Raw genomic sequence first — 17,978 nt, 5'->3', positions numbered from 1 at the left:
ACGCACGCTTCAGCCGAGGCATTATGGCCGACTGAGTTGTCATGAGCGTGTTCGAATGCGTCAACCATAACGCAAAACTGTCAACCTGAACCGGACAGTCTTTCAATTTCCATCTACTTATTGCCTTGTCGGGTAACCAGTAACCTTCTCCTCACTCGGACGAATTCACGTCCCGCCAGGAGATTTCATCATGCTGACTCTTCGCAAAGCCTCCGATCGCGGCCTCGCCAATCACGGCTGGTTGAAGTCGTTTCACACCTTCTCGTTCGCCAGCTACCGCAACCCGCGTGAACAGGGTTTCTCCGATCTGCTGGTGATCAACGATGACCGGGTCGCCGCCGGCAAAGGTTTTGGCCAACATCCGCACCGCGACATGGAAATCTTTTCCTATGTGCTCGAAGGCGCCCTGGAACATAAGGACACCCTTGGTACTGGCTCGGTGATCCGCCCCGGCGACGTGCAACTGATGAGCGCCGGCAGCGGCGTGGCGCACAGTGAATTCAACCACTCGGCCACCAAGCCCGTGCACTTTCTGCAAATCTGGATCGTGCCGGACGTCAGCGGCGCCAAACCGCGCTATCAACAGGAGCATTTCAGCGCGCAGAAAAAACGCGGTCGCCTGCAACTGATCATCTCGCCGGACGGTGGCAACGGTTCTCTGAAAGTCCGTCAGGATGCACGCGTCTACGCCGGGTTATTCGACGGCAAGGAAAGTGCCACGCTGAACTTGCCTGCCAATCGTTACGCGTACGTGCACGTCGCTCGTGGCAGCGTAGAGCTCAACGGCCAACTCTTGCAGGAAGGTGATGGCGTGCGGGTTCGTGAAGAACAGTTGCTTACCTTGAGCAACGGCGTCGATGCCGAAGTGCTCGTGTTCGACCTGCGGCCTCAGGAGCAGCCGGAAATGCCATGATCTGGCGCATCGAGAACGGCCTTCTACCGAGGGCCGTTTTTTATTGCGGCGGCAGCGTAATGGTTCGTTCAACTGGTTTGGGGGCGGAGACCTCTTTGCCAATCTGAATCGCTGCCAGGGTGGTTTGGATCGTTGTCAACACCGCCGCCTGATTGGCGAAATGTGCGCCAACCAACAAGGAAGCCACGCCGAGGAAATGCACGGTGGTGGCAGCCCAGTAATTGGCCTTTACCGTCGATGCCTGTCTGATCGCTTCCCGCGATTCGTCGGCAATTTTCTGTACGCCCATCCACATCACGTCATAACGCTTGTCCCGTTCCTGTAGGGCCTTGTCCCGCTCTGCCTGAGCAGCGAGGAACCCGCGAATGTCGGCGCGCATTTCTGCGACGCGGCCATCCATTCTCGTCTCGATGGTTTCTATCCTGGCATCGAATTCTTCGCGACTTATGCTGCTCATGGTTTGCCCGTCCCGCCCTGCATTCGACCTGTCCGTGTCTGCATATAGATTCACTTCCCTGATTTTCAATTCAACACCTTTATATGGCTACCGAGGCCTTCCCTGGCACTTCGTTTCGATGCAGGACCGAGGTCTGCATCGAACTGCAGTCACAATAGATTTCATCGCCTTCGGCGACAAGCCGGCCCATTCTGCCTCGGATGTAGGCCGTTTCGTCAGACGCTGTAGCCCTGGCAAAACCCTGAACCACTTATTCGTTTTCCAGCGCAAAAACCTCAACGATCTGCTCGATCACGGCCCGTACCCGCGCGGTGTGGCGCAAGTCGGCGTGGGTGACGAGCCACACTTCATACGGCAGCGGCCGGGTCCGCTCCGGCCAGAGTCTGAACAGGCCGTCGCGCTCGCCCATATACACCGGGATTTCCCCTATGCCGAGGCCGGCGGCAAGGGAACGACGCACTAGAAGGCTGGAGCTGAGCGTGGCGACGATGCGTCCGCGGGTCAACGGTTCAGAGACCAGCGTGAGGTCTTTTTTGCTCTGCAAATAAGGCTGATACACCACGAGATCATGGCCCTCGAAAGCACTGCCCGGCTGCGGTTCGCCATGGCGGTCGACATAGGCCTGCGCCGCGAAAAGTCCTACAGGCCAACGGGCGATTCGCCGAGCGATAAGATCCGGATTATCCGGCCGGGTATTGCGCACCGCGATATCGGCCTCGCGCTTGGCCAGACTGAGGATTTGTGTCGACGCGTCCAGCTGAATCTGCACTTCCGGATGCTGGTCATGCAGGCGCGCCATCGCCGGGATGATGAAATCGATGGCCAGCGAGTCGGTGGTGCTGACCCTTACATTACCGGTCAGCCGATCGTCCAGCCCGTGGATGTGTCGCTCCAGTTCCAGCGCCGAATGCTCCATTTTTTCCGCACTTCTGAGCGCTGCCTCGCCGACGGCCGTGAGCGCATAGCCATCAGAGGTTCGCAGGAATAGCGTCGCGCTCAAAGACTTTTCCAGCGCGGTGACGCGTCGCCCTACAGTGGCTTGGTCCACGCCCAGAACCCGCGCAGCACCGCGCAAGGTCGACTCTCTACAGACCGCAAGAAATACTCGCGCATCATCCCAATTCATGCTGCCCCCATGAAGCATTTTTGCATCACCGTGCCGCTTAATCGCTGCATATCCGCAGCAACAATAGCCGATAAGCTGAGCGCCATACACCTCTTGTGAGATCGCGATCATGCGTACTTCAAACTATTCCGGTATCTGGCTGCCGATCTTCGCCGGACTTTGCGCCAGCCTGGTCAGTATTGGCCTGGCGCGTTTCGCTTACACGCCATTGATCCCTTCGCTGATTCAGGCGCAGTGGTTTTCAGCCAATGATGTCGTCTATCTCGGCGCGGCCAATCTGGTTGGCTACTTGATTGGCGCCCTCCTCGGTCGGCCCATGGCTCATCGACTGCGCAACCGCAACGCCTTGCGTCTGATGATGCTGGCAGTCACGGCAGCATTTTTTGCGTGTGCCTATCCGCTGTCGGTGAGCTGGTTCTTCGGCTGGCGTTTGCTGTCCGGGATTGCTGGCGGCGCGATCATGGTGCTGGTCGCGGCAACCGTGCTGCCTCATGTTCCGGCGTCACGCAGAGGCTTGGCCAGTGGCGCAATCTTTCTTGGTATCGGCCTCGGGATTGCCGGCTCCGGAACCCTCGTGCCGCCGCTGCTGACCCTTGGCTTGCAGGCAACCTGGCTGGGACTGGGCGCGCTGGCGTTGTTGTTGACCGCGCTGAGCTGGTTCGGCTGGCCTGCGGATACCGCGCAAGCCGTCGCAGCGCACACAACGTCAGCCGATGAGCCGACACCGCCGGGCGTTTACCTGTTGTTCGCACAATACGCGTTCATGGCCGCCGGGCTGGTGCCTGCCATGGTGTTTCTGGTGGATTACGTGGCTCGTGGACTGGGCGCCGGGGCGCATATCGGCGCAATGGTCTGGGTCATGTATGGCCTGGGAGCGATTGTCGGGCCGGTGACTTACGGGTTTCTGGCTGACCAGCTTAACGCACGCACAGGTATTCGGCTGGTGTTGGTAGTGCAAGCCATTGCCCTCGGTTTATTGGCCGTCACACATTCGTTTCTGGCGCTGGCTTTACTGGCGGTGATTCTCGGCTCGTTCCCGCCGGGCATCGTACCGCTGGCATTGGCGCGGGTGCATGAGCTGGTGCCGTCGCATCACCGTCAGCAGATCGCCTGGAGCCGCGCAACCGTGTCGTTCGCCACCTTTCAGGCGCTGGCAGGGTTTGCCTATTCCGCGCTGTTCAATGCTTCGGGCGGCCAGCATACGCTGCTGTTTATGATCGCCGCCGGCGCGATCGGCGTTGCCCTGCTGCTGGAGCAAGCCATGCGCTGGCTGCCCGCTGCGACTCAAACTCGTTGCGCGGCGAACTGAAGGGAATCATTGCGCGCTCGCAGCGCTCCCATCTACACGACCTTTTTCACAGGAATTGACATGTCACTGCCCAACGAAATGACTCGTATCGAAATCACCCAACCAGGCGGCCCGGAAGTATTGCAAGCCAGACGCGTGTCTCTGCCCAGCGTTGCCGAAGGCCAGGTGCTGATCCGCGTTCACGCCGCCGGCATCAATCGCCCCGATGCCCTGCAGCGCGCCGGCAAGTATCCGATGAAACCCGGCATGGACCCGATCCCCGGTCTCGAAGTGGCTGGCGAAGTAGTCGCGCTCGGCGCCGGAGTAACGCGGTTTGCGCTCGGCGATCGTGTCTGCGCACTGACCAATGGCGGCGGTTACGCCGAATATTGCGCGGTTCCAGCCGGCCAGACTTTGCCTGTACTGGATGGTGTCGACTGGGTTCAGGCCGCTGCGATTCCGGAAACCTTTTTCACCGTATGGGCCAACCTGTTCGGCCTCGGCGGCGCCACTGCCGGCCAGCGCGTGCTGATCCATGGCGGCACCAGCGGCATCGGCACCACCGCGTTGATGCTCTGCCGTGAGTTCGGCATTGAGGCGTTCGCCACTGCCGGCAGCGCTGAAAAATGCGCCGCGATCAGCCAGCTGGGCGGGCAACCGATCAACTATCGGGAAGAGGATTTCGCCAAGGTCATTGCCTCTAAAACCGCAGAACAAGGCGTGAATGTGATTCTCGACATCATGGGTGGCTCGTATCTGAACGGCAACATCAGCGCGCTGGCAATGGACGGGCGTTTGGTAATGCTCGGCTTTCTTGGCGGCGCCCGCGCCAACGACATCGATCTGCTGGCGATCCTCGGCAAACGCGCGATGGTGACCGGTTCGCTGCTGCGCGCGCGCACGGCTGCGGAGAAAGCAGCCATTGCCGATCAGTTGCAGGAACATGTGTGGCCTGCACTGGCCGCCGGGCGCTGCCTGCCAATTATCGACAAGGTCTACCCGCTGGCTGATGCGGCTCAGGCCCATGCCCGCATGGAGGGCGGCGACCATATCGGCAAGATCGTGCTGCAAGTGGCATGAGCGATTGCAGCATTTTGTAATCGTTGCGCATGGGCGGTGGTCGAAATTAATCACGCGCAGACCGAGGCATCTGGTAAAAAGCGTTCTTTGTCTGCGCAGTGGTGAAACGATTAATGTTCCTGTCCTTCCTGACTCGTCTGCGACGCCGCCGCCTGGCGTTCGCCATGATGGCCGCGCTGATTATTGGCGTGCCGACGAGTTGTGCGGTGCTGGAACACACTGAGCGCAAACTGCTGTTCCGCATCGAACCGGGTACGGCCGGCTGGTATCGCGGTCTGCCCGGCAGCGTTCAAGAACTCGATCTGCAACCGAAAAGCTTCAAGGCGGGGCAGAACATCCATGCCTGGTGGTGGCCGGCGGAACGTGCCAATGCGCCAGCGATTCTGTATCTGCATGGCGTGCGCTGGAATCTCACCGGGCAATTGTTTCGCATCGAACAGCTGCGGGCGGCGGGCTATTCGGTGCTGGCCATCGACTATCGCGGGTTCGGGCAGAGCAAGGGCGATCTGCCTTCCGAGAGCAGCGTTTATGAAGATGCCCGCGTTGCGTGGGAACGCTTTCAACTGCTGCAACCGGATCCGAACAAACGCCTGATTTACGGTCATTCTCTCGGCGGTGCGGTGGCGATTGATCTGGCCGCTGAGCTCGGAAAGAACGCCGCGCGTAACCACACACCTCTGCCGGTGCGCGGACTGGTCATTGAATCGACCTTCACCTCACTGGCCGATGTGGCCGCCGCGGTGGCCAACACCTCGCTACCGGTGCGCTGGTTGCTGTCGCAGAAATTCGACTCCATCGACAAGATTGCCGACATTCACATGCCGCTGCTGGTGGTGCATGGCCTGGCTGATGCCTTCGTACCGCCGCGCTTCAGCGAACAACTGTTCAATGCCGCTGAGCAGCCCAAGCGCCTGTTGCTGGTGCCGGGAGCAACGCACAACAACAGCATGGCGCTCGGTGGCCAGGGTTATCGCAAGGCTCTGGATGCGTTGATGCAAAGCAAACCGTTGCCCAGGGTTGCCGGGCCGGCGGTGGCCAAAGGCTCTCGCGACTCTTGAACCAAATAGTCAGCTTGGTTGAAACAGTCTCAGCGCCGGGCCAATTCGTGGCGCACGCATTGCTCGTAATAGGTCTGCTTGACCGCTGCCGGTTTGAGCTTCGAACTGCTGTTGTAGGTCTGCTCGGTAATCCCCATCGCAGTCATGCGCATCCATGGCTGCTGGAAGCGGCGAACCTGCAGTTGCTTGCGCGCGCCATACAGCGAAACCCCGGACAGCTTGGATTGCTGCGCACCGGCAGCAATGTCCGAGCCCCAGGTACAGGCAAAGCGATGGCCCTTGCTTAACTCTCTTGCCTGCAATCCCGAGGCGATCAAAGCCAGGGAAAACGCCGCAACGGTGATGACAATCGTCCGCATATTGCCAGCCTAACCTTTTGAAAAAAAGCGATTTTGCCGGGGTGCATTGCGTCTGGGGGCCAGCAATTTGCCTGCTGGCGGGATTTTTTTATCAAGGTGAATTCGCCGCTCGTCCAGTAGCGCGCACCTTTGGCCGGCTGGCCTATCCAACGCAGTACATCCACCGCGTAGAAGGCCAACGTGATGAACAATAAAATGCTCGCCCTGTGGTTTTCCAGCCTGTGCCTGATCGGCCCGCTTCACGCCTGGGCAGCCGAAACGACAGCGGGCGCCGCCACCCCTGCCACCGCCCTGCCTGGTGTCAACCATGCAGACAGCTCTCGCGACCATGACGAAAAGGCGAACAAGAAAGGCGAAGAGTCGTCAGGCGCCAACGCGGGTTCACAGCCGCATGAAACAGAGAAGGATGCCGCGACGTCGAGCGACTCCAGCGACATAGATAAAAAACCCGCTCAGTAAGAGTGGATTCGCTTTTAGTAACGAAAATCCGATGTCGAAACTAGCGCAACACAGGGTGATATCAATATGATGCGCGCACTGGCGACCATAGAGGGTGGCCAGAGGAAAATACATCCAAGGAATGCAAATGAAAGATTTCGTCATCGGCGTCAATAACATCGTTCTCTACATCGCACTGGCAGTCATCCTGATCGTGTCTCTGTTCATGATGAGCCAAAACTTTCTTTCGGGGCTCGGCATGTTCGTAGGCGGCACCCTGGGGTGGTGCATCGTCTCCGGCTTCTGGTTCGTGCAGTCGGCGACCTACGAAGAACTGCGCAAGCTGAACTCGAAAACCAGCTGATCTGCGCCGAGCATTCGTTAAAGAGAAAAGGCCAATGTCATCGACATTGGCCTTTTTTTTAGCGTCGAAGAGGCTGGTTCTTCATTGCTTGGTGCACTGAGCGCCAAGCCCCATGCCCATGGAACCCAGGGCAACCATCGGGCCGCTCGGCAATTCGCACGTATATTCACCGCTTTCGGTTTGAGCGGTATAGAAAGTTGTATTGAAGTCGCTGCGGATATTGGAAACCTTGATTACAGGTTTGCCGATGGTGGTCTGTGCGCGATTTTTGAGATCACTCTCTCCCGGTTTGACAGTCTGGCAACCAGAGACCGCGAGCGCCAATGTTGCGAATAAAGCGAGAACCGGGATAGTCCTTGATGAGTTCATGCAGATCGACCTTTTTGATTTTCATACCGGAAAAATTCTGGCAATTAGCTGCCAAGCGAAAGGACTTTAAAGTCGAGCCGGAACAGGGGCAATTAGGTCGGATGTGCTAATGGCTGAAGGCTAGCGGCGCGCTCAGCGAAGCTTTGCGACTGCCTTCGGTATCGCAGGACGCTGCTAATCGGTTTGTAAAATGTCTATCTGCAAGCGATCGCCGCCCTCCTCTCGGCAATCGAAACGAACCGGCAAAAACAGCTCAATAACTTCGATGTTGCTGCGCAGGTGGTCAGTCATGCGCGGCGTGGTGAACGATCCGCCGCCGGCCAGCGCCATTGGCAACAACAACTGATCGGCCAGGTGCTCCGCGACCGCCGCATCACTACGCAACCAGTCCGCAGCCTGATTGATCGCGGCATCAGCGACCTTCTCGGCGCGCAAAGACACTTGGCCAAACGCGCTGAACACCTCAGTGACATGTTCGAAAACATATTCCAGCAATAATACGTTGCCCGGGCCGCGTGCCGGATCAATCGTCACCGGTTGCAGCGCCGCCGGTGGCCAGTTCAAACGCTTGGCCACCTGACTCAGTTCTCGTTGAGCGACACTGGGCGCAAGTCCGGCAGTCAGCGCCAGAGCCTGTTGTGAAATCGCCTCGCCGCGCTCACGCAGATCCAGTCGCATCAGGCTCGAAGGCTGCACTCGTACTTCAATCTCGCCACCGCCGGCCGGCACAAAACCATGACGCATCAAGTCCAGCTCGACATCCCCGCCCATGCGCCGCAGCAGCGGTAACCAACTGCGCGAGAGGAAATCGGTCGGCGGCGCCAGCGGATTGTGCGTGCCGCCAGAGATCGTCACTCGACTGGCCTGCGGTGCCCGCATCAGGGCTGGCAGCAAAGTCTGCAGAACCAGCGTGCAACTGCCCGCCGTGCCGATGGCGAACTTGAAATCACCTGCGCGGATTGCGCCCGGTTCGAAGCTCAAGGCCTGCGACCCCAAATGCGCACCGGAGATCCGCGCACCACAAACCTCGGCCGCCGCCATCACGGCTGTCAGATGCTGACGCAGCAATCCCGGACGGCTGCGTCTGGCGCGAATCTGTTCAATGCGAAACGCCCGGCCCGTCACCATCGACAGGCTCAGCGCACTGCGCAACACCTGGCCGCCACCAATGGCGCCGTCCAGTTCTATCTTTTCTTTCATTGCAAATCCTTACGCATACAACCCGACGGTGTACCTGAGCTATCGATGCAGCCGTCGCAGGTTTTCCTGAGTTCTGAATAATGTCGGGATTTCGCGCTAGAGTTCAGCTGCGATGCACCGGTGCAGAGCCGGGCGACGTCGCCCGGAAGCGTTCTCGCCGGCACTGATTGCTATCCCTTGACGCACACCACCTGACGCAGGGTGTGCAGCACTTCCACCAGCTCACGCTGGGCGTGCATGACTTTGTCGATGTCCTTGTAGGCCATCGGAATTTCGTCGATGACCGCTTCATCCTTGCGGCACTCCACGTGGGCGGTGGCGCGAATCTGATCGGCGACGGTGAACGTATTTTTTGCCTTGGTGCGGCTCATGGTACGCCCGGCGCCATGACTGCAGGAACTGAACGACTCCTCGTTGCCGAGACCGCGAACGATGAAGCTCTTGGCACCCATCGAGCCCGGAATAATCCCCAGTTCACCCTTCTTTGCCGAAACCGCTCCCTTGCGTGTGATCAGTACGTCTTGACCAAAATGCCGCTCCTTCTGCACATAGTTGTGATGGCAGTTCACCGCTTCGAGCGCGACCTCGAAAGGCTTGCGAATGATCTGCCGCGTCGCCTGAATGACCGCACGCATCATCAGTTCGCGGTTCTGTCTGGCGAAATCCTGCGCCCATCCCACTGCTTCCACGTAATCATCAAAGTGCTGGCTACCTTCTTCGAAATAAGCCAGGTCACGGTCCGGCAGGTTGGCGAGGTGCTGACGCATATCGGCTTGGGCCATTTGGATGAACAGGTTGCCGATGGCGTTGCCGACACCTCGCGAACCACTGTGCAACATGAACCAGACACGGTTCGCTTCATCCAGGCACACCTCGATGAAGTGGTTGCCGCTGCCGAGCGTCCCCAAGTGCCCACGGTTGTTGGTGTTGGCCAGTTTCGGATACTTGTCGGTGATCAATTTGAAGCGCGGCTGCAACCCCGCCCAGGCCTGATCAGCCTGCTGAGGAATCTCGTCCCACGCGCCTTTGTCTCGCCGCGAACGATTGGAACTGCGGCCATGTGGCACCGCTTGTTCGATTGCAGTACGCAAGCCATGCAGGTTGTCTGGCAGATCTGCAGCCGTCAGCGACGTACGCGCAGCGATCATGCCGCAACCGATGTCGACGCCCACCGTCGCCGGAATGATCGCGCCAACTGTCGGGATCACGCTGCCGATGGTTGATCCCTTGCCCAAATGCACGTCTGGCATGACCGCCAGATGCTTGAAGATGAACGGCATTTTCGCGGTATTCTTCAACTGCTCGCGCGCCTCGTTTTCTACCGGAACACCTTCGGTCCAGAGTTTGATTGGCTTGCCGTTGGCGACTTCGAGGAGCTGGTAGCTTTGATCTTTCATAAATCGTTGTCCCTGTTTGTTTCCATGAGCATTGCAGCCGCTGTGCCAGCTGCGTATGTCGCGCCTTGTTATTTGATCCATCCCCTTGATTTAGAAGGCCTTATTAATTTTTTGAGTCGGTCTCCGCATGCAATCGACGACAAAAACGCCTCAAGGAAATTATCATTGCCTATCGTCATTTATCTTCTGAGATAAGCATGTCTGAAAAACTCACTGTCGCTATCGGATTTATCGGAGCCACTCTCGATCGCGTCGGTAAAGGCGCAAACCGATGGAGCCAGTGGCGTCCCACAGTCGGCCTTTGCCAACAAGCCAATCTGCCGATCCATCGGCTTGAACTGATTCACGGCCTCGATGCGCGCGACGTCAGCCTCGCGGAGCGCGTCACTGGCGACATTCAGCAAATCTCTCCAGGTACCGAAGTGCGTCTGCATCCGATGTCGCTGCGCAACCCTTGGGATTTTGAGGAGGTGTACGGCGCCCTGCACGACTTCACCACGACTTACAACTTCGACACCGAGACTGAGGATTACCTCGTACACATCACCACTGGCACCCATGTTGCGCAGATCTGCTGGTTCCTGCTCACCGAAGCGCGCTATCTGCCGGCCCGCCTGATCCAGACCTCTCCAGCCAAGCGCAAGAGCGTTAACGAGCCCGCCTGCGGCACGCATGCGCTGATCGATCTCGACTTGTCGCGTTATGATCGCATCGCCTCACGCTTCGCCAGCAAGCGCCTCGAAGGCCTGCAGTTTCTCAAGTCCGGCATCGCCACGCGCAACTCTGCATTCAACCGTTCCATTGAACAGATCGAACGCGTAGCGGTGCGTTCCAAAGCGCCCATGCTGCTGATCGGCCCGACCGGCGCCGGCAAATCCTTCCTGGCCCGACGTATCTACGAACTCAAACGCAATCGCCATCAGATGCAGGGGCGCTTTGTCGAAGTGAACTGCGCCACCCTGCGTGGCGACGGTGCGATGTCGACCCTGTTCGGTCACGTCAAAGGTGCGTTCACCGGTGCGCAAAACGCTCGCGAAGGCCTGCTGCGCGCTGCCGATGGTGGCATGTTGTTTCTCGATGAAATCGGCGAGCTTGGCGCAGACGAACAGGCGATGCTGTTAAAGGCAATCGAAGAAAAACGCTTCTTTCCGCTGGGTTCGGACAAGGAAGTCGAGAGTGATTTCCTGATCATCGCCGGCACGCACCGCGACTTGCGCAGCCGAGTCGCCGAGGGACTGTTTCGCGAAGACCTGTACGCTCGGATCAACCTGTGGACGTTCGACCTCCCCGGCCTCGCCGGCCGTCGCGAGGATATCGAGCCAAATATCGACTTTGAACTTGAACGCCATGCTCGCGATCACGGGCAGCACGTGCGCTTCAATCTCGAAGCGCGCCGACGCTACCTGGACTTCGCCAGCTCACGCGAAGCAGCCTGGCTGGGCAACTTTCGCGAACTGTCCGCGTCGATTACGCGGATGGCGACCTTGGCCGACAGCGGGCGCATCGACGAAGCGCAGGTAGACGAGGAGATTGATCGATTACGGTATGCGTGGAGCTTGACGCAACCCGCTGCGGTGTCGGCTGACTTGCCGGGAGACGGCGAGAAGATGGACTTGTTCGACCGTTTGCAACTGAAGGCGGTTATCGAGGTATGTCGTCAGGCGGAGAGCCTGTCAGATGCCGGCCGACGGCTGTTCGGTGTTTCCCGGCAGGCCAAAGCGCAGCCCAATGATGCTGATCGATTGAGGAAGTATCTGGGGCGGTTCGGACTTGAATGGAGCGAGGTAGTCGGCACGAAGTAAAGCTGCATTCCTGCTTATGCTGCGTCAATGAATACCGTAGAAAAAATGAATTAGCCGCCTGATCTCTCGGTCAAGAATTATGAACGCAGTAAATCTGACGAGGTGACAGCAATGACTATCCAGGCAGAGACACTCGTACAACTGACCGAAGCGCTTCAAGAGCGCGGCATGAAGATGGTTTCCGATGCTCATTTCACTCGCGCGCCCTACCGATACAACCACCGCTGGATCTGTATCGTAGAGTGAACACGCTTGTTGCCGGCGCCTGGATCAAAGCATCCAGCCGCCGGCGCCGCTCGGTTTCGCCCTCTCAAGTCTAGATAACCGTCTGTGCTAGGGGATGTCGATAGAGGGTTCGGCGACAATAAAAACCCGGCGCGATGGCCGGGTCTCCTGAACGATAAAATTGATCGAGCTTACTTAGCGCCGCCATTATCTCGGCCCGTCTGGGCATCTTGATCAGAGCCGGGATTACCGGGTGGCGGATTCCAGTCTTCTGGTCGTTCATCAGTGCCCTGCTTCGGCTCAGACTCAGCTTGCTCCAGACCGGAATCATGACCCTCGCCGGAGTCAGGGGTTTGTTCGCTTGGACCCGGATATGGCGCCTCAGGGCCGTTGTTGTCTTCGATCATCATTCTCTCCCGTCAGTGGCGCAGGGGCTGCGCTTACTATTCAGAGAAGATGCGCAGACTGGGAGTGCGATCTGCTCGACGAGCGGGTATGAAAAAGCCCCGTCCAACGATCGGGCTCAACTATCCGATGAATCATTTATTCCGTTGCAGCCAACCTATCAACATGAAAACCAACCCAGGTATCAATAACCCCGGCGCGACGTATGCAAAGGTTCCGCTGGCGAGAAGACCATTAAGGCCGAAAACAAAGCCGCAAACTGCGAGCGGCAGCCCAACGACAAACATTGGCTGTTTGAACGCCTTGTCCATGACTCGACTCCTTTCAAGTATTTTTATTAATAACCTACCTGCGGCGCGTGCATGGCGGAAAAGGATGACGTGATCAATGCGCTTTATACAGACCTTCTGCCTGCCACGGGCCACCCAACTTGGAGTTGAAGGCTTGATCGGAATCCAGAAGCCCCCAAATCTAACACGCATGAAAAAGGCCAATGCTGTGAACATTGGCCTAAGTCATTGAATTATATGGTCGGGACGGAGTGATTCGAACACTCGACCCCTAGCAACCCATGCAAGCGGACTGACCTACAGTCCGCCAACCCGAGGCTTCGCGCTGGGCGCTCTCTGCAACGATGCCCAACCGTGCGCAACCGTTACAGAGTCACTCGGAAAGTCACTGAGCCTTTTTGGCACCATCCCCGGCGTTCTGCCGACCGAACACCAATCCAAAACCCTACAGCTCGTCAACTCCTCATCGCCGCTCTCAGTTCGCCCTTACCATTATTCTGGTTGGCACGCTTGTCTTTCCAAAGTATGACTTTTGGTCAGTCGACCAGTATTCGAAATCAAGAAATTTTCCGCCACCACGCGGTACTAGGACAAGAGCCTGCCCCTCTCTGCCAAGACCTAAGCTCGGAACGAGCAGGAAATGAGTTTCCCCCACAATCGAGTGAACAACGTTCTTGCGTGCATCTGGGTGCGTGTGCCCAGAAATCCATGCAGAAACCTCATACTTAGCAGCGAGCGCCATCAACCGAGACCTGGTTTCAGCATTGTAATCAACTGTGTCGGTAGGATCGAACAGCCCCCCAAGGGCAGCCCCGCTATCAGGCATTTCGTGAGTTACTACCACGAGATTATGAGTAAGCTGGTACGTGGCCAACTGAAGCTCTAACCACTGAAAGTCGGCATCAGAAAACGCCTTGGTTCGCTTGCTGTGATCGTCAAAATCAAAAAACTTATCCATCGAAATGAGTACAAAACACGTGTTTCCAACAGTAAATACACTTTTGGTAGTCGTGGTTTTTGTTCCCTCAAACGTTTCCAGAAAGCTAGCGATACCTCGTTTTTCCGTAAAGCCCTGCCGAACTACTGTCCTGCCGACTGGGAAAACAGTCGGCACAGTGGAGTCAAGTTGGAGAGTGCTTCGAAGCTTGTCTATATGCCGAACCATCCCTATGTAGAAATGCTCATCCGCGTCCTTCTGCGGGGTTTCCAGAAGAAGCACTTGGCTGCCCTCCACGAAATTCTCAATTCCATTAACAAATATTTCGGTATCGCCAGGCTTCACTTGAGAGCTCAAAAAGCTTTCAACTTCGGTGCGCAGGTAGCCGTCGTGCAGCGGATTGTTGAATACCCCTTGAATCTCTGGATAGTTGTAATAGAGGTAATCGTGGTTTCCTATAACTGCATGCTGGTCGACGACGGGGCGCTGCGCGGCGACCCAAGTCACCCAGCCGCGCACGATCCCCCATTCCGAAGGAAGGAAATCCATGATGTCGCCAACCCAAACCAAATGAGTCGGTCTTACTTCTCCCGACAAAACTATCTGTTTGAGGCGTGAAAATGAATTGTCACCCCAAGCCATACTTCGATCTTTTCCATCTACCGAAGCATGGGTATCAGATATAAAAACTATTCTTGCAGGCATTTCTTGCGACCATGCAAAGTAGCAGTATAAACCGATCAGCAATGCGGCAACCGCGACAGAAAACCCTATTTTTATTTTCAATTCAGTTCCATTTAGCAGCGCTAATGTCTTATTTTGCGTGCACTCTAATGTGTATCAATCTTTCATACAATTTTTACATTTAATCCATCATAGAAAATTTTTGAGCACGGTCGCGCGCCAACCGAGGTTACTCGACTGGTGATGACCGCAGTGCTGATAAAGACGCAAAAAATCGGTCATGGCACGTCTCTGAAGAAGATGTGATTACCCAGCTTGAGGGTCTCGTTCGCAACGCTAGACCACCTCGGCGCCGACGACATGCTGGCTGCGTAATAGTGCGTTGCGCCGTCGGTGGGGTCAGGCACCTTGCCGTCGATCACCTGGTCAGCGGCGATCCGACATTGCGCCAGTTCTCGGAACGGGATTTCCTTCACGCCGATCAGGAACTGATAGTTCGGGTCGTTCTTGTTCCAGCAGCTGAACTGATACGGCTTCTGGCATACGCCGGCATAGCCCTCACCCCACCACGACTTTTCCTTTCCATCGAACACGCGGTTGCGGATGGTCCAAGCTACGGCGATCTGCCCGGCAACGCCTTCGCCGCGAGCCTCGCCCCAAAGCGTTCGGGCCAGGACGTCTCGGGCTTTCTCGGATTCGGTCATACTTTTCTCCAGGCGAAAAAAAAGCCCGCTCGGTGGCGGGCTTCTTAGGATTTATGAGGCTAGCGGGTGTTTTCGATGTCTTTCAATATAAGCGGAGCCAGAACTTTCTGAGCAACGTAAATCGAAGTGGCAGGCGTCAGGTGACTGTTGTCGAACGTGGTAATACCAATTTTCCGATCTGATCCTATGTATGTTCTGCACCCTTGTTCGCCGCACAGAAGGTCGATCATTGATACGTATTGGAATCCGCCCTCACCACTGCCATACTTTGATTTGAGCGTTGAATCAGAATCTAGAACGTCTTTAATTACGTCATCCTTGATATAGCTTGGCGTGGCGCTCCAATATTTCCGAAGGATAATCTGGTTGAGGCGTGTTTCCCATCTAGGAACTGGCCCCATGACAATTACATGCTTCACGCCGTAGGAAGTGAGTGCAGCCGCCAACTTAGGAAGGCTGTTAGACACATCATGTGCAACGATCTGCCCAATGATCACAACGTCAGGCTTCTGGTCTTTGATCGCTTGAATCGCGAACTGATTCGATTTCCTGCAATATTCTGCGGGAGATGCATCCAATTCAGGTAGGTTCGGCAGGCATGCTGATGTGGCGGCTACGAGAACTCCGAAGTCCGTTGGCAGTTCGTGCGTAACGCCATAGATATATTGCTGCGCATGCGAGTCACCCCAAAACAAAACCTTTTTGGCGCTGGACGACTTGAAGCATTTCTCAGCGATGCTCGGCATTGGAACGTTCGTAGCATTTCCGCCAAAGAACGCCTCTTGATTATACCAGTCGCAGTCATAACGATAACGCTCTGGTATTTTATTCTCGATAAAGTAGTGCCAGTCTGGCCTGCCATTCGCAAAATATGCGGCAAACTCCTGCCTCTCATCCTGGCGGTCTGGAAGGCCGTTTTTATAAAAAACAACAGCGCTAATAGCGATGAATAGTAGCGCCACTCCGATCAATACGGCGAAGGCCTTCTTGCCGGATACATGCTGACGCAAAGGCAGCTCGACAAGCCTATATGTCAGAAAGGAGAGAACAAAAGCCGCGCCTACCATCGCCATTTGAACACCTGCTGTAGGGGTGCCCGAAAAATAAATGTATGCGAAAGAAAACAGCGGCCAGTGCCATAGATACAGCGGATAGCTGATGAGTCCAATGAAAACCATAAGCCTTGACGCAAGGACGTGTTTGTTGATCCAAGCATTGGGTCCGGCATAAATTATCAGCGCAGACCCCGCGACCGGCAGCAGCGCCCAGTAGCCAGGAAACTGACGATTCTTGTCTATCATCACGAGCGCAATGGCAATCAGCAGCAGCCCCAAAACTGAAGCCGCATTACGGGCTCTCCCCGATTGAAGATCGGTGTTGTGGTTTCCGCCGTGGACAGATGCGTAAGCCAAAAAGCCACCGAAAATCAGTTCCCAGAATCGGTATTGAGGAAGGAAGAAAGCCCCGGCCGGCGTGTCGGCTATCTTTACGATGGACAGCGTGAACGAAATCAAAGCCATAACCAGCAGCGCGGGAAACAGGCTCACTTTAAGTCGATGCAGCACAATCAGTATTACCGGAAAGACTAGATAAAACTGCTCCTCCACTCCAAGCGACCAAAGATGCATGAGCGGTTTAGTTTCGGCGCTTGCGTCGAAGTAACCGGCTTCTGTGTACAGAACTAGGTTCTGAACGAACCCTATACCAGCAATGATGTGCTTGGAGAGCGCTTTGAATTCGTCCCCCATCATCACTATCCAGCCAGCAGCAAATGTTGCCGTGAGAACAAGCATCAAGGCCGGGAAAATTCGGCGAACGCGCCTCATATAGAAGTCGTAGAAGCTGAAGGTGCCTGATGCAACTCCCTTCATAATAATGCTGGATATTAGGTATCCCGATATCACAAAGAAAACATCGACGCCGACAAATCCACCTGAAACAGCAGATGGAAAGGCGTGAAAAACCACCACTGACAGTATAGCAATTGCTCGCAACCCATCTATATCCGGCCTGTATCTTAAGTGACCGCCAGTTTCATTTATTGACGTTGCTTTTTGCCTCTCCGCCAAATCTGGAACAGCTACTGAACTCATCTTCAATTTCCGTATAGAGCCTAGTGCTCCCAATAATCACAGAAGGGAGCACGTAAAATTTTCTCATTCTACGTTCAAGGCTCATGGAACTCCAATTGAAACGCCTTCCATGCGACTTGGCAGAGCCCCCTTTATACCCGGACACCAAGGCTCAGCGTCGACTTCCCCAAAGCTACGTATGGGGTCAGCCCAGCGCGAATACGCCATCGAGCTTTCGATGAATGCGTACCTTTAAAGTGTTATTCAGACCCCGTATGCCGTGAACATCCACCACGCAGCATGCGCGTTGCGCTCCCTTTCGGTAACAGGCATCACTTTTCTCCAGGCAAAAAAAACCGCTCGATGGCGGGGTTCTTGTGTATCGCTCATCGTTACTCTGACGTCAGCGACTCTGCTGCGGGTTTCAGCGCATTCAACTCCGCGCGCAGCTCTTTGACTGCCCCCATGAGGTGAGTGATCAGGGCAATTGGCGCCGAGCCTGTCCAGTTGAAGTTATAGCGATTTAACCCTCTGGCCCCATTGATGCCCAGCCGGCAGTATACGGATCGTGGCGCAAAGTCATGCGTGAAGCTCAAAGTGGCTACTCTTTCACAGAGCATGCGGACGCTATAATCAGCCGTTGAGTTGTTGAAGTGGAAGTCCATGTACGGGGCCGCGACGGAAAGCTCCAGGCCTGTGAACTGCGGAGCGCCTCCTGTTCCAAGACCAAGCGCTGCTGCCGCTGCCGTCGCCGTGACAGCCCCCGTCCCGTCCTGCGCAATGCTGAGCGGCGTCGTCAAACCAGAGATG

General features: G+C 56.3%; 18 protein-coding genes and 1 tRNA gene. 7 read left to right on the top strand and 12 right to left on the bottom strand.

Going from position 1 to position 17,978, the window contains the following annotated elements; genetic code table 11:
• Positions 1-190: 190 nt before the first annotated feature.
• On the top strand, positions 191-913 hold the full coding sequence (locus tag AB4N53_RS03175) for a pirin family protein (RefSeq protein ID WP_460118074.1): 723 nt from the start codon (positions 191-193) through the stop codon (positions 911-913).
• Positions 914-953: 40 nt separating this feature from the next.
• Here the strand turns inward: AB4N53_RS03175 and AB4N53_RS03170 are convergent, their stop codons facing one another.
• Both AB4N53_RS03170 and AB4N53_RS03165 read right to left on the bottom strand, forming a co-directional pair.
• A complete protein-coding gene (locus tag AB4N53_RS03170) occupies positions 954-1,370 on the bottom strand; it encodes a hypothetical protein (RefSeq protein ID WP_460118071.1) in 417 nt (138 codons plus the stop codon).
• A 250-nt stretch (positions 1,371-1,620) separates the two neighbouring features.
• Positions 1,621-2,496: a LysR family transcriptional regulator gene (locus AB4N53_RS03165; protein WP_460125292.1), complete on the bottom strand. Its 876-nt coding sequence runs from the start codon at positions 2,494-2,496 to the stop codon at positions 1,621-1,623.
• A gap of 109 nt (positions 2,497-2,605) precedes the next feature.
• Here AB4N53_RS03165 and AB4N53_RS03160 point away from each other — a divergent pair, with 109 nt between their 5' ends.
• From AB4N53_RS03160 to AB4N53_RS03150, 3 genes are all read left to right on the top strand, one after another.
• Positions 2,606-3,805, top strand: a complete 1,200-nt coding sequence (locus AB4N53_RS03160) for a YbfB/YjiJ family MFS transporter (RefSeq protein WP_460118068.1) — start codon at positions 2,606-2,608, stop codon at positions 3,803-3,805.
• Positions 3,806-3,865: 60 nt separating this feature from the next.
• Positions 3,866-4,864, top strand: a complete 999-nt coding sequence (locus AB4N53_RS03155) for an NAD(P)H-quinone oxidoreductase (protein ID WP_460118065.1) — start codon at positions 3,866-3,868, stop codon at positions 4,862-4,864.
• A gap of 113 nt (positions 4,865-4,977) precedes the next feature.
• Entirely contained in the window at positions 4,978-5,922 is a 945-nt protein-coding gene (locus tag AB4N53_RS03150; protein WP_460118062.1) for an alpha/beta hydrolase, read from the top strand.
• Positions 5,923-5,951: 29 nt separating this feature from the next.
• Here the strand turns inward: AB4N53_RS03150 and AB4N53_RS03145 are convergent, their stop codons facing one another.
• The gene (locus tag AB4N53_RS03145; protein WP_460118059.1) at positions 5,952-6,281 is read right to left on the bottom strand and encodes a hypothetical protein; all 330 of its coding nucleotides are present in this window, start codon (positions 6,279-6,281) and stop codon (positions 5,952-5,954) included.
• Positions 6,282-6,464: 183 nt separating this feature from the next.
• On the opposite strand from AB4N53_RS03145, the gene AB4N53_RS03140 reads away from it, so the two are divergent.
• Complete coding sequence (locus AB4N53_RS03140) at positions 6,465-6,740, top strand: hypothetical protein (RefSeq protein ID WP_460118056.1); 276 nt, start codon at positions 6,465-6,467, stop codon at positions 6,738-6,740.
• 127 nt (positions 6,741-6,867) lie between these two features.
• Entirely contained in the window at positions 6,868-7,083 is a 216-nt protein-coding gene (locus AB4N53_RS03135) for a hypothetical protein (RefSeq protein WP_460118054.1), read from the top strand.
• Positions 7,084-7,164: 81 nt separating this feature from the next.
• On the opposite strand, the gene AB4N53_RS03130 is transcribed toward AB4N53_RS03135, so the two are convergent.
• The 3 genes from AB4N53_RS03130 to AB4N53_RS03120 all read right to left on the bottom strand — a co-directional run bounded on the left by AB4N53_RS03130 (position 7,165) and on the right by AB4N53_RS03120 (position 10,049).
• Positions 7,165-7,452, bottom strand: a complete 288-nt coding sequence (locus AB4N53_RS03130; protein WP_460118051.1) for a hypothetical protein — start codon at positions 7,450-7,452, stop codon at positions 7,165-7,167.
• 174 nt (positions 7,453-7,626) lie between these two features.
• Positions 7,627-8,652: an RNA 3'-terminal phosphate cyclase gene (rtcA, locus tag AB4N53_RS03125; protein ID WP_460118048.1), complete on the bottom strand. Its 1,026-nt coding sequence runs from the start codon at positions 8,650-8,652 to the stop codon at positions 7,627-7,629.
• 170 nt (positions 8,653-8,822) lie between these two features.
• Entirely contained in the window at positions 8,823-10,049 is a 1,227-nt protein-coding gene (locus tag AB4N53_RS03120; protein WP_460118045.1) for an RtcB family protein, read from the bottom strand.
• A gap of 197 nt (positions 10,050-10,246) precedes the next feature.
• Here AB4N53_RS03120 and rtcR point away from each other — a divergent pair, with 197 nt between their 5' ends.
• Complete coding sequence (gene rtcR, locus AB4N53_RS03115) at positions 10,247-11,851, top strand: RNA repair transcriptional activator RtcR (protein WP_460118042.1); 1,605 nt, start codon at positions 10,247-10,249, stop codon at positions 11,849-11,851.
• Positions 11,852-12,267: 416 nt separating this feature from the next.
• On the opposite strand, the gene AB4N53_RS03110 is transcribed toward rtcR, so the two are convergent.
• The 6 genes from AB4N53_RS03110 to AB4N53_RS03085 form a co-directional block, all read right to left on the bottom strand.
• Positions 12,268-12,483: a hypothetical protein gene (locus AB4N53_RS03110; protein ID WP_460118040.1), complete on the bottom strand. Its 216-nt coding sequence runs from the start codon at positions 12,481-12,483 to the stop codon at positions 12,268-12,270.
• A 132-nt stretch (positions 12,484-12,615) separates the two neighbouring features.
• Positions 12,616-12,792: a hypothetical protein gene (locus AB4N53_RS03105; protein ID WP_460118037.1), complete on the bottom strand. Its 177-nt coding sequence runs from the start codon at positions 12,790-12,792 to the stop codon at positions 12,616-12,618.
• Positions 12,793-13,009: 217 nt separating this feature from the next.
• Positions 13,010-13,086, bottom strand: a tRNA-Pro gene (locus AB4N53_RS03100).
• Between the two features lie 160 nt (positions 13,087-13,246).
• Complete coding sequence (locus tag AB4N53_RS03095; RefSeq protein ID WP_460118034.1) at positions 13,247-14,494, bottom strand: metallophosphoesterase; 1,248 nt, start codon at positions 14,492-14,494, stop codon at positions 13,247-13,249.
• 176 nt (positions 14,495-14,670) lie between these two features.
• Positions 14,671-15,096, bottom strand: a complete 426-nt coding sequence (locus tag AB4N53_RS03090; protein WP_460118031.1) for a cell wall hydrolase — start codon at positions 15,094-15,096, stop codon at positions 14,671-14,673.
• A gap of 59 nt (positions 15,097-15,155) precedes the next feature.
• A complete protein-coding gene (locus AB4N53_RS03085; RefSeq protein WP_460118028.1) occupies positions 15,156-17,189 on the bottom strand; it encodes an acyltransferase family protein in 2,034 nt (677 codons plus the stop codon).
• Positions 17,190-17,978 lie beyond the last annotated feature (789 nt).

It is taken from the genome of Pseudomonas sp. H3_E04 (assembly GCF_054668915.1).
This window is presented reverse-complemented; position numbering and strand designations above follow the sequence as displayed.